The organism is Aeromonas australiensis (assembly GCF_000819725.1).
Classification (GTDB): Bacteria; Pseudomonadota; Gammaproteobacteria; order Enterobacterales; family Aeromonadaceae; genus Aeromonas; species Aeromonas australiensis.
In genome coordinates this window covers 1-12,416 of the sequence record NZ_CDDH01000048.1, presented here as the reverse complement: position 1 = coordinate 12,416, position 12,416 = coordinate 1, and the positions used below count along the sequence as shown (strand labels likewise).

Here is a 12,416-nt window from a genome sequence, read left to right as displayed (position 1 = left end):
GGTTTGTCAGCAGTCTGAGAGCCGGACAGTGTCCGGCTCTTTTGCATCTGGCGGTTGGGCGGCGGTTAGCGCTGGAGCCCCTTCTGGGCGAACTTGGGTCTGGCGTTCATGATCTGCTCCACCTGCTCATCGCTCATTTTGCCGCGCGACAGCCCCAGCACCTTGTAGGTGAGTAGCGGTCGGGCGGGCAGGGCGATCATCAGGGCGCGGATCTGGTTCTCGTCATCCTTCTCCCGGGTCGGTTTGCCGTAGGCATAGGTGAGAACGCCGGCATCCATCAGGTTTTTGACGGCGGGCTCGGTGATCGGCAAGTTTATGACGCTTTTACGTTGCAACACGAACTCACGCAGCACCGCCTTCTCGTTGAAGTCGAGGAAGCCGATCATCTGGGCCAGTTGGTCCTGTTGACGGCGCGCCTGCCACTCGTCACAAGCCCACTCCCAGGCGATCAGAAACATCTGGCTACAGAAGTAGGAGATGGCGATCAGCATACCAACCCCCAGCCAGGCTGCGTTGTCATTGGCCCACTGGCTGACTGCGCCCTTCATCAATCCGGTCGGAAACAGCAAAATAATGCTGCAGCAGAGTAGCAACCAGACCATCAACCAATTGAGGCGGTTCAGTTGATAGAAATGTTGGATCCACCGTTTCATCGTTCATCCTTCCCAGACTGTTGTGGATAGTGGCTGATCCACAGCAAGCGTTGTGCCAACAGCGCAATCGGGTTGAGAGATGAAACAGATATGGCAGATATGAAAAAGCCCCCTTGGCAGGGGGCTTTGTTGTATCGGTTGGGGCGGAGCTTACAGCGCGGCGATTTCGGCCTGCTGGGCTTCCAGCTTGGTCAGCTGGAGACGGTAATCTTCCAGCTTCTCGCGCTCTTTGGCGATGACCGCTTCCGGCGCCTTGGCGACGAAGGCTTCGTTGCCGAGTTTGCCTTCGATGCGGCCACACTCGCCCACCAGACGGGCAACCTCTTTGGCCAGACGGGCCAGTTCGGCATCCTTGTCGATGAGACCGGCCATCGGGATCATCAGCTCGGTGGCGCCGATCAGCTTCTTCACTGACAGCGGGGCGGTTTCACCATCCGCCAGTACGCGGATGGACTCCAGACGGGCCAGCGACTTGAGGAAGGCCTCGTTGTCAGCGGCGCGCTGGGCATCCTTGGCATCGCACTGGAGCAGCACGTTGAGAGGTACGCTCGGTGCCACGTTCATCTCGGCGCGGATGTTGCGGATGCTGACGATGAACTCCTTCACCCACTCCTGATCCGCCATCGCGGCTTCGTCTACCTTGGCGGCGTCGAACTCCGGGAAGGCCTGGATCATGATGGTGTCGGCGTGTACGCCAGCCAGCGGCGCGACCGATTTCCAGATGGTCTCGGTGATGAACGGGATGATCGGGTGTGCCAGACGCAGCAGGGTCTCGAGGACGCTGACAAGGGTGTGACGGGCAGCGCGCTGCTCGGCCTCGGAACCCTTGGTCAGCACCGGCTTGGTCAGCTCCAGATACCAGTCACAGAACTGGTTCCAGATAAATTCGTACAAGACGCCAGCCGCGATATCGAAACGATAGGTATCGAGGGCGGTGCGGAAGTCACGGATAGCCACTTGCAGCTGGGACTGGATCCAGCGATCTGCCAGGCTGAACTGCATCTCGCCGCCATTCCCTTGCGAAGAGAAGCCACAATCCTGATCTTCGGTGTTCATCAGCACATAGCGGGAGGCGTTCCACAGCTTGTTGCAGAAGTTGTTGTAGCCATCCAGCCGCTTCATGTCCCAGTTGATGTCACGACCGGTAGAGGCCAGCGCCGCCAGCGTGAAGCGCAGGGCGTCGGTACCGTGGGCATCGATCCCTTCCGGGAACTGCTTGGCGGTACGCTTGGCGATCTTCTCGGCCATTTGCGGCTGCATCATGTTGCCGGTGCGCTTCTCCAGCAGATCTTCCAGCGAGATACCGTCGATCATGTCGAGGGGGTCCAGCACGTTGCCCTTGGACTTGGACATCTTCTGGCCCTCTTCGTCACGGATAAGACCGGTGATGTAGACGGTCTTGAACGGGACTTGCGGCTGGCCGTTTTCGTCCTTGATAAAGTGCATGGTCATCATGATCATCCTGGCAATCCAGAAGAAGATGATGTCGAAGCCGCTCATCAGCACGTCGGTCGGGTGGAAGGTCTTGAGTGCCTCGGTGTTGTTCGGCCAGCCCAGAGTGGAGAAGGTCCACAGGGCGGAGCTGAACCAGGTGTCGAGCACGTCTTCGTCCTGACGCAGTACGGTTACGGCCGGGATGCTGTGCTTGGCGCGCACTTCGTCTTCGCTGCGGCCAACGTAGACGTTGCCGGCATCGTCATACCATGCCGGGATGCGGTGACCCCACCACAGCTGACGGGAGACGCACCAGTCCTGAATGTCGCGCATCCAGGAGAAGTACATGTTTTCGTACTGCTTCGGCACGAACTGGATGCGGCCATCTTCCACCGCCTCGATAGCGGTCTTGGCCATCGGTGCCACGCGCACGTACCACTGGTCGGTCAGCATCGGCTCGATGGGCACGCCACCGCGATCGCCGTACGGCTGTTGCAGCACGTGATCCTTGATCTCGTCCAGCAGACCCAGCTCTTCCAGCTTGGCCAGAATCGCCTTGCGGGCGGCGAAGCGCTCCAGACCGGCGAACTCGGCCGGCAGGGCCGCGTCGTAGGCGGTGCTCGGGTTGCCGTTGGTGTCGACGACTTCGGCCTCGGCACGCACGTGGGCATCCAGAGTGAAGATGTTGATCATCGGCAGGCTGTGGCGCTTGCCCACTTCGTTATCGTTGAAGTCGTGGGCCGGGGTGATCTTCACGCAACCGGTGCCCTTCTCCATGTCGGCGTGTTCGTCGGCAACGATGGGGATCAGACGGTTCACCAGCGGCAGCAGGATGTGCTGGCCGATCAGCGCCTTGTAGCGCGGGTCTTCCGGGTTCACGGCCACGGCGGTATCGCCCAGCATGGTCTCCGGACGGGTGGTGGCGACGATCAGGTAATCTTTGCCTTCGGCGGTCTTGGCACCGTTGGCCAGCGGATAGCGAAGGTGCCACATGTGGCCCTTGATCTCGCGGTTCTCCACTTCCAGATCGGAGATGGCGGTGTTGAGTTTCGGATCCCAGTTCACCAGACGCTTGCCGCGGTACATCAGGCCATCTTCGTAGAGACGAACAAACACTTCCTGCACGGCGGCGGAGAGACCCTCATCCATGGTGAAGCGCTCGCGCTCCCAATCCACGGAGTCGCCCAGACGGCGCATCTGGCGGGTGATGGTACCGCCGGACTCTTCCTTCCACTGCCAAATCTTGTCGATAAAGGCATCACGGCCGTAATCGTGGCGAGTCTTGCCCTCTTCTGCAGCGATCTTGCGCTCAACCACCATCTGGGTGGCGATACCGGCGTGGTCGGTACCTGCCTGCCACAGGGTGTTTTTGCCCTGCATACGGTTGTAGCGGATCAGGGTATCCATCAGGGTTTGCTGGAAGGCGTGACCCATGTGCAGGCTGCCGGTGACGTTCGGCGGCGGGATCATGATGCAGAAGGAGTCTTTGCTGGTGTCGCCGTGGGGCTTGAAGTAACCCTGGGCTTCCCAGTGCTGATAGAGCGCCTGTTCGATGGCGTTGTGATTAAAAGTCTTTTCCATGGTCTCGCCGTAATCTGGATGGATGGAGTCTGGTGTTGATTCTTTATGGATCAATTGGTTGCAGTCAGGGCTGCGCCGGATCCGGTGCGGCAAGGACGGGCTGATCCCTCATTTCGAGGGCATGGCCTGCCTGGCGATAGTGCTTGTAGCGCTCGCGGGCTTGCTGCTTTTGTGTTTCGTCAGTGGGGACAAAATCTACCACTTGAGCGAAGTGTCCTGCAAACAAAGGTGTCGCAGTGGCCAGATTGATGAGGCGGGCGTAGCGCCGTTTCGGTGGCTGATAGCCGATCTCCACCGGGGCCATGCCGCTTTCCCCTTGCAGCTGGTGCGGCACGAAGCGCTCCGGCGGCAGCTGCCACAGCAGCTCGTCCAGGCGCAGAGCCTGGGCCTCGTCGTCGCAGAACAGGTAGATATGGCCCGCGCCCCACGACTCGGCCGCCAGAGTGCAGGCCAGTCGTTCGACCGCAGAGGCCTGCGCGTCATCCTGTTCGCTCATCAGGTAAAAGGTCACTTGGCTCATCAGGTTGATCCCGTTTTGCGGTGACGGACTGTTGACCGCCTCATGAGGCTGACGGGGCGTTTCCCGTCCGCAACTCACTGATTCAAGAATGAAACAAGGAAGAGGCGGGCCTCTTCCTTGTGGTTCAGGGTAACGCCAACCCTTCCGATGTAGCCATCGGCAGGGGCCGGAGAGTTACTCTTTCTCTTCGATATCCACGTGATTGACGCGGTTCAGCAGAACCGTGTCAATCAGCCAAGATAAAGTAACTTCGCGCTTATCGATACATTCATCGAAAGGGGCAGGGAAGTTACTCCTTCTCTTCAATGTCCACGCCAGCCCGGTTCAGCAGGAACTGGGTCAGCAGGGGGACCGGACGACCGGTGGAGCCTTTATCCTTGCCACTCTTCCAGGCGGTCCCGGCGATATCCAGGTGGGCCCAGTTGTACTTCTTGGTGAAGCGTGACAGAAAGGCGGCCGCGGTGATGGTGCCGGCCGGACGACCGCCGATGTTGGCCATGTCGGCGAACGGGCTGTCGATCTGCTCCTGATACTCGTCAAACAGCGGCAGACGCCAGGCGCGATCACCGGCCTGTTCTGAGGCGTTGAGCAGCTCGTGGGCCAGCGGGTTGTGGTTGGCCAGCAGACCCGAGGTGTGGTGGCCCAGGGCGATGACACAGGCACCGGTCAGGGTCGCCACGTCGATCACGGTTTCTGGATCGAAGCGGTCCACATAGGTCAGCGCATCACACAGCACCAGACGACCTTCCGCATCGGTGTTGAGCACTTCGATGGTCTGGCCGGACATGGAGGTGAGGATGTCCCCCGGGCGATAGGCGTTGCCACCCGGCATGTTCTCACAGCCAGCCAGTACGCCGATGACGTTGATGGGAAGCTGCAGCTCGGCCAGGGCGTGCATGGTGCCAAGCACGGAGGCGGCGCCACCCATGTCATACTTCATCTCGTCCATGCCGTCGGCAGGCTTGATGGAGATGCCGCCGGAGTCAAAGGTCAGACCCTTGCCGACCAGCACGATAGGCTTGGCGTCCGGATGACCCTTGTATTCGATGATGGCCATCATGGCTTCGTTGTCGGAGCCGCGCGCCACCGCCAGATAGGAGTTCATGCCGAGCTCTGCCATCTCCTGCTCGCCCACCACCTTGGTGGTGATGTTGTCGTAGGCATCGGCCAGACGACGGGCCTGGGAGGCGAGATAGGCCGGGTTGCAGACGTTGGGCGGCATGTTCGCCACGTCGCGGCAGACCCGCACCCCTTTGGCCACGGCCAGACCGTGAGCGATGGCTTTTTCACCAATGGTCAGTTCCCGACGCGTCGGTACGTTGAATACCAGCTTGCGCAGCGGGCGACGTGGCTCGGCCTTGTTGGTCTTGAACTGATCAAAGCTGTAGAGGCCCGCCTTGGTGGTTTCTACCGCCTGGCGCACCTTCCAATAGGTATCCCGCCCCTTGACGTGCAGCTCGGTCAGGAAGCAGACCGCTTCCATGGAGCCGGTTTCGTTCAGGGTGGTGATGGTTTTGTTGATGATCTGCTTGTACTGGCGTTCGTCGAGTTCCCGCTCCTTGCCGCATCCGACCAGTAGTACGCGCTCGCTGAGCACGCCCGGTACTTGATGCAGCAGCAGCATCTGACCCGGTTTCCCTTCCAGGTCGCCACGGCGCAGCAGCGAACTGATATAGCCATCGCTGATCTTGTCCAGTTGTTCGGCAACCGGTGAGAGGCGACGCGGCTCAAATACGCCGACTACGACGCAGGCGCTCCGTTGCTTCTCTGGACTGCCACTCTTTACACTGAACTCCATGGAATCTCCTACATCCTAAAGACAAAAGGCACCTTTTATTGAATAATGCGGTGCTTGTTGGGGTATCAGAGGCGGAGCGAACAGCCACAGGCTCCGCAGTTCAAACTGGTAAAAATCCAATATACGGCCCTATTTTTCAGGCATTCGACTAAAAACACAAGTTTACTTGGGAATGACTGTGATCGTTTTCCGATATTTGTTCAGGGAAACCCTGAAAACCCAGCTGGCAGTGTTATTCGTATTGCTGCTTATCTTTGTCAGCCAACAATTTATCAAGATCATCGGCGATGCCGCCGATGGTGAGGTGCCGACACGTCTGGTCTCCACCCTGCTGCTGCTCAACCTGCCTAACATGGCCCTGTTGATGCTGCCAATCAGTCTCTTTTTGGCCATTTTGTTTGCCCATGGTCGCCTCTACGCCGAAAGCGAGATGACGGTGATGCATGCGGTCGGCTTCAGCCACCGTTTTGTGATGCGCAGTGCCATGTTACTGGCCTTGCTGACAGCAGTGGTCGCGGCGTTCAATACCGGTTGGATCGCCCCGCAGGCCAAAGAGCGCGAGTATCAGGTGATCGACGAGTTCAAGGCCGATCCGGGTATCTCCTTTCTGCAGGCGGGCCGCTTTATGGAGCTCGACAAGGGGCGGTTGGTTGCCTATATCCAGGATTTGAACGACAACGGCTCAAAACTGCAAAAGATCTTCGTGCTGCAGCGGGCGGAGGGGAACAATCCTCCCTCTGTGGTGGTGGCGACCGAAGGGGTGGTGACGGTCGATGAGAGCGGCCTGCAGTGGCTGACCCTGATGGATGGCTCCCGCTACGAGGGGAACTTCTCCGGCAAGCAGTTCCAGATCTCCGATTTTCGCGAGTATGGTCTGGTGATCCGCCAGCAGGAGCTGGAGCGTTCCAACCGCAAGGCGGCGGCCAAGCCAACCATGGAACTGTTCGGTACCCAGGACAAAGCCATGATGGCGGAATTGCAGTGGCGCATCTCGCTGCCCCTATCCATCCCGGTGCTCACCCTGCTGGTGGTGCCGCTGGCGCGGGTCAATCCCCGTCAGGGGCGTTACGCCAAGCTGTTGCCGGCCATCATGCTCTATCTCTCTTACTTCCTGCTGCTCAGTGCCGCCCGCTCTGCCATCGACAGTGGTCGGCTGCCCTTCTGGCCGGGGATGTTCCTGGTGCCGCTCGGTTACCTGCTGTTTATCGGTCTGCCCCTCAATCTGCAGGGCACCAGCTGGTGGAACGGGGTGAAAGGGCGCTATTTCAACAGAAAATCAGCATGATGCTGCAACATAGGAACGTCTGCTGATGTTTGGCATTCTCGATAGATATGACGACCGGGTCATTTTGATGCCGACCCGGTATATCGCACTTCAGGAGCAAATCAGCATGAAGCTACAAGATAGGAGTCTCGGCTGATGTTTGGCATTCTCGACAGGTATATCGGCCGGGTCATTTTCATGTCGATCCTGCTGTGTGAAATCACGCTGGTTGGTCTGGCGGCGCTCATCAAGTATGTGGAGCAGCTCAAGGCGGTCGGTGACGGCAACTACGACATGATTAACGCCCTCTACTATGTGCTGCTCTCCATGCCCAAGGAGGCGGTGCTCTTCTTCCCGCTGGCGGCGCTGCTGGGTGGCCTGATCGGTCTGGGTCAGCTGGCGACCAGCTCCGAGCTGGTGGTGATGCAGGCGGCGGGCCGCTCCAAGATCAGTATCGTGATGGCGGCGCTCAAGACGGCGATCCCGCTGATGATCATGGTGGGACTGATGGGGGAGTATGTGGCCCCCATTGCCAAGCGGATGGCAGATGACATCAAGGCGGGCGCGCTGTCTGAAGGTCGTCTGACGGTCTCCGCCTACGGGGTGTGGGCTCGCGATGGCAACAACTTCGTCAATATCAACGGGGTGCGCAATGATGGCGCCCTCACCGGCATTACCCTCTACCGCTTCACCCCCGAGCGCAAGCTGATCGACGTGGTACAGGCGCAGGAGGGGGTGTTTGACCAGCACCACTGGCTGCTCAAGCAGACCCGGATTACCCGCTTCGATGACCCGGCGCAGATCCGTAGCGAACAGCACGCCACGATGGAGTGGAGCTCGGAGTTGACCCCCAAGCAGCTGGGAGTGGTGAGTATCGACCCCGAGAACCTCTCGGTTTCCGGCTTGCTCGACTATATCGGCTATCTTGATGCCAACAAACAGGATGCCGGTCGCTATAAGCTGGAGATGTGGCGAAAATTGCTGTCGCCGCTCTCGGTGGTAGCCATGATCCTGCTGGCCTCCTCCTTTATCTTCGGCCCGCTGCGCTCGGTAAGCATGGGGGCGCGGATGCTGATGGGGATTATGACCGGCTTCGTTGTCTATGTGAGTGACCGGGTGTTTGGCCCCATCAGTCTGGTCTATGCTGTACCGCCCATCTTGGCCGCCATCGCTCCCAGCCTGCTGTTTGGCGGCATTTCCTTCTACATCCTCAGCCGCAAGCAGTAACCCACACGAGGTTATGAGGCTATGCAAAGAGGGCACCACTTGGTGCCCTCTTTCGTTGCTGCACTGACCCGATACTACTTATTCAGCAACTCCAGATTTTCCTGCTTGCTCAGCACGATCACTTCGCACTCGGCCCAGATATCCTGGAACGCCCGCGGGCGCTGGCGGTTGAACAGGCACATCAGATTGCCCAGACCAAAGGCCGCGGTGGCTAGGCGGATCAGCGCCTGGGTAATACGGATATGGCTGCCATCCTCGTTCTGGATGCGCAGCCGCCAGGCACGCATACCTATGGTCTGACCGGCACGGGTCCAGAACCAGGTGTAGAAACCGCAGATGACAAAGGCGAGCCACAGGGTATAGATCAGGCTCAGATGGTGGCGCGTCAGCAACCACACGGTATCTTCACCTGCAGGTACGCTGGCCATGCCGGTGACCAGTAACAGCTTGGCGACACCCATGCCGATAAAGCCGGCGATAACGAGTAGCGAGGTCACCACCAACGCATCATAAATCAGGGCGCCGAGGCGGCGCAGCAGACCCGCTGATGGGGATGGCTGAGTGGCAGGAGAGGGGGATTTTTGTTGGACTTTTTTAGGCTTGGCCATCGTTTTTATTCCATTAAGATGATGGCGGCATTCTATGTAACTGGCCCCGCATCGGCAAGGCGTTGAATAAATGAACAAACGGGAGTGTTCAATCGAAAAACACCTTGCATGGCATCGCGCCATTCGTATAATCCCTCGCAGTTGCCCGGGTGGCGAAATCGGTAGACGCAGCGGATTCAAAATCCGCCGGTGAATAACCGTGTCGGTTCGAGTCCGACCCCGGGCACCATTATTGAATTTCATGTCGTATCATGACATGGCTGAAACCCGCATAGCTTAAGGCTGTGCGGGTTTTTTGTTATGTACTGTCGTATCATATAGCCTCATAACATACCCCCATTATTGGGGGTACATCTGGGGGTATCAGTCCAGATGGGGGTAAAAAGTACCCCCACAGGTCACCATTCCGCGCCGTTCTTGGCCCGCCGAATGTCCATCTTTTGTCCCCAGCATGTGATAAGTACCCCCAAGCAGAGACGGGAGATACCCCCATGCCGCTATCCGATATCACCGCCCGGCAGGCCAAATTCACTGGCAAGCCTCAGAAGCTCTCTGATGAGAAGGGGCTATTCCTGCTGGTCAACCAGTCTGGTAAATATTGGCGGCTCAAGTATCGCCACGGCGGCAAAGAGAAGACGCTTGCTTTAGGGGTTTATCCCGAGGTGTCACTGAAAGAGGCGCGAACCAAACGGGATGAGGCTCGTCGACAGATTGCTGAAGGTGTGGATCCAGGCCTAGTCAAAAAGCAGAGCAAGATCGCCAACAAGCTGGCTAGCGAGAATAACTTCGAAGCGCTGGCGCGGGAATGGCACCAGAGCCAGCTTGCCCTGTGGAGTCCTGGCCACGCCACTCGGGTAATCGAGTCTCTGGAAGTTGATGCCTTCCCTGACTTGGGGCTTGTCCCTGTTACCGAACTGACTGCCCCCATGATTCTGGAGGCCCTCCGGAAAGTTGAGAGGCGGGGGGCAACCGAAACCGCTGGGCGGATACTACAACGGGTCAGCGCGATCATGCGCTACGCCATTCAGACTGGACGAGCCAGCTACAACCCGGCCCAAGACCTGAAAGGGGCACTCAAGGCCACCAAGCAGGAGCACAGACCCGCTTTGCCCCGTTCTGAGCTGCCAGAGTTCTTCCGCCGTCTGGAAGCCGAGCCACTTAACCCGGCGACTCGTCTTGCCCTCCATCTGCTGATGTTGACAATGACCCGCCCTGGTGAAGTGCGCTTTGCACGTTGGGATGAGTTCGATATGGAACGCGCAGAATGGCGGATCCCTGCTGCGCGGATGAAGATGCGAACCGAGCACCTTGTCCCCCTTTCTCGCCAGGCGTTGGCCGTGCTCGATGAACTGCGCCAGCTGACAGGCCATTGTGAGTTGCTGTTCCCGAGCGAGCGTAAACTGACCAATCCCATGAGTGAGAACACCTTGAGCTATGCAATGGGGCGGATGGGTTATAAAGGGATCGCTACACCGCACGGATTCAGGGCATTAGCCTCTACCACCTTGAACGAGGAAGGCTTTGACCCGGACGTGATAGAGCGCCAGCTTGCCCACGCCGAACGCAACAAGGTGCGGGCAGCCTATCACCGGGCTGAGTATCTGGACGACCGGCGCAAGCTGTTGCAGTGGCTGGCCGATTTCTATGACTCGCAACGGGGTAGCAATGTGCTACCAGTGAATTTCAACCGAGTGGGTTAACGACTTTGCTGAGCCTATCTCGACAGAGAGAAAAGTTGGGAACCTTGCCCACTTGGCTCGGCAATTTATTCAAGGCAAGTGTATAGAGGCAACACGATGGCCAACGAAAAAAGGATTCCACTGGAATACTGTACCCCTGCACGAGCAGCAAGATTGCTAGGGTGCGAGCTTGAAGATATTTACCATTGGTATGAAATCGGCGCCATAAATATATATATAAAACTTGATGAAGATGGTGAAAAGCCTTGCGGCGGAAGTGGATTTGAGTGTAAGCAAATATATTTTGAAGGGGGAGTGCCTGGCACTATCTGTTATCAAGGCGACTTTGGCACCACAGATACTGAAGATACCAACATTTGGTATGATACTTTATATAAACACGGTACAAATGTTATCTTCCTTATTAGTGAGAAAGATGAATATCAAGATGATAGCGATACTAATATTGATTATGTTCAGGCTGACTATACTAAGATATGGATTAAACTAGATAAATTTGCTCCACCAATAAATAGATCTGATGATACCTTAGAAGGAAAACTCGCTACGTGTGAAAGTTCAATAATTTTTGATTATATCACCTATAGAGTTTGGCTTTCTGGTTTACATGAGGTTTCCATTCCTTTTTCTTATCTAAGGGAGGGGTTTAGAGTCGGGTTTGAAAATATAGAAAAAATAGAATCAATTGATATGCAAGTAAATATAGGGTCTGATTGCATTAGTATAATGGGCGCCGATATTGAACATGCAGTGTCCCTTTTTAGAGTTCGCTATGATGACTTATCAAGGTTGAGGGATGGGATTGCCTCAGGGAATTCACTGAGCAAACAACCTCGCAAACTGTTAACCCATCCTATAGACCCATCAGACACATCACCACGTGTTACTGCGAACCAGAGTAAAGCTATTGTTGATTTGCTGAAGGCTCTTGGCTATACCTCAGCCGATCTTCAGGGCAGTACAGAAGCGTTACAGCAAAAAATAGCCCGTAACGGCCATAGCAAACAGCTGAGCAGCGTAACCCCTAAAACGTTGAGAGCTTGGCTAGACAGAGCAGAAGCCCGTTAAGATAGTTATTCAATAACTTCCGGTACTTTTCAATAACTCCCCCTCCGATAGGAACCAACATGGTTTGATTACTCCCGCAACGACAAGACACGTAAAGGAGCAACAAACCATGTCATTGAAATCAGAAATTGCATTGCCGAAAGAGGGGTTTGTCCGGGTGGACACCCTTGCCAAGGTATTAGGAATTGCTGTGGTTACAGTCTGGCGCTGGTCAGCAAAAGGTACATTCCCAAAACCAGTAAAATTGTCAGAAAGAGTAACCGCTTGGCGGGCCGAAGAGGTTCGGAGTTGGATGAATGCTCAGGGTAAGGCTGCTTAATATCTGGGTGTTAGCCAAAAGAAAGGGCCGCCCGTAGCAGGAGCAGCCCAAACCAATCATTCACCAATTACCGCTGATCAATAATATCAGTATTCTGATTACTAAGCCAGTCAGCGGAACCGCGTAAGGTTTTTATTACCATGAATAACAAACAACAGGGGCATATAGCTCAGGGCGAAGCTTTGCCAAAAAACAACTCAGCTCATACTCTCCATTCTCATGATCCGACATTCCGCACCTGATT

The 12,416-nt window shown here is 56.6% G+C and carries 10 protein-coding genes and 1 tRNA gene; 6 read left to right on the top strand and 5 right to left on the bottom strand.

Annotation, left to right across the window (positions count from 1 at the left end; all coding sequences use genetic code 11):
* Positions 1–65: 65 nt before the first annotated feature.
* The 4 genes from BN1117_RS07175 to pepA form a co-directional block, all read right to left on the bottom strand.
* Positions 66–653 carry a superinfection exclusion B family protein gene (locus BN1117_RS07175; protein ID WP_040096087.1) on the bottom strand — a complete coding sequence of 196 codons (588 nt, stop codon included), beginning with the start codon at positions 651–653 and terminating at the stop codon, positions 66–68.
* Positions 654–803: 150 nt separating this feature from the next.
* Positions 804–3,668 carry a valine--tRNA ligase gene (locus BN1117_RS07170; protein WP_040096086.1) on the bottom strand — a complete coding sequence of 955 codons (2,865 nt, stop codon included), beginning with the start codon at positions 3,666–3,668 and terminating at the stop codon, positions 804–806.
* A 64-nt stretch (positions 3,669–3,732) separates the two neighbouring features.
* Positions 3,733–4,188 (bottom strand): DNA polymerase III subunit chi, encoded by a 456-nt coding sequence (locus BN1117_RS07165; RefSeq protein WP_040096085.1) that lies wholly within the window; start codon positions 4,186–4,188, stop codon positions 3,733–3,735.
* 289 nt (positions 4,189–4,477) lie between these two features.
* A complete protein-coding gene (pepA, locus tag BN1117_RS07160) occupies positions 4,478–5,986 on the bottom strand; it encodes a leucyl aminopeptidase (RefSeq protein WP_040096083.1) in 1,509 nt (502 codons plus the stop codon).
* A 172-nt stretch (positions 5,987–6,158) separates the two neighbouring features.
* Here pepA and lptF point away from each other — a divergent pair, with 172 nt between their 5' ends.
* Positions 6,159–7,271 (top strand): LPS export ABC transporter permease LptF, encoded by a 1,113-nt coding sequence (lptF, locus tag BN1117_RS07155; RefSeq protein ID WP_040096081.1) that lies wholly within the window; start codon positions 6,159–6,161, stop codon positions 7,269–7,271.
* Between the two features lie 135 nt (positions 7,272–7,406).
* Complete coding sequence (gene lptG, locus BN1117_RS07150) at positions 7,407–8,477, top strand: LPS export ABC transporter permease LptG (RefSeq protein WP_040096079.1); 1,071 nt, start codon at positions 7,407–7,409, stop codon at positions 8,475–8,477.
* A gap of 74 nt (positions 8,478–8,551) precedes the next feature.
* Here the strand turns inward: lptG and BN1117_RS07145 are convergent, their stop codons facing one another.
* Positions 8,552–9,085 (bottom strand): RDD family protein, encoded by a 534-nt coding sequence (locus tag BN1117_RS07145; protein WP_040096077.1) that lies wholly within the window; start codon positions 9,083–9,085, stop codon positions 8,552–8,554.
* A 143-nt stretch (positions 9,086–9,228) separates the two neighbouring features.
* Here BN1117_RS07145 and BN1117_RS07140 point away from each other — a divergent pair.
* The 4 genes from BN1117_RS07140 (at position 9,229) to BN1117_RS18945 (ending at position 12,172) form a co-directional block, all read left to right on the top strand.
* Positions 9,229–9,314, top strand: a tRNA-Leu gene (locus BN1117_RS07140).
* Positions 9,315–9,576: 262 nt separating this feature from the next.
* A complete protein-coding gene (locus BN1117_RS07135; protein ID WP_040096075.1) occupies positions 9,577–10,785 on the top strand; it encodes a tyrosine-type recombinase/integrase in 1,209 nt (402 codons plus the stop codon).
* Positions 10,786–10,881: 96 nt separating this feature from the next.
* Complete coding sequence (locus BN1117_RS19390) at positions 10,882–11,853, top strand: hypothetical protein (protein ID WP_156129908.1); 972 nt, start codon at positions 10,882–10,884, stop codon at positions 11,851–11,853.
* A 109-nt stretch (positions 11,854–11,962) separates the two neighbouring features.
* The gene (locus BN1117_RS18945; RefSeq protein ID WP_244463523.1) at positions 11,963–12,172 is read left to right on the top strand and encodes a helix-turn-helix transcriptional regulator; all 210 of its coding nucleotides are present in this window, start codon (positions 11,963–11,965) and stop codon (positions 12,170–12,172) included.
* The last annotated feature ends 244 nt before the right edge of the window (positions 12,173–12,416 follow it).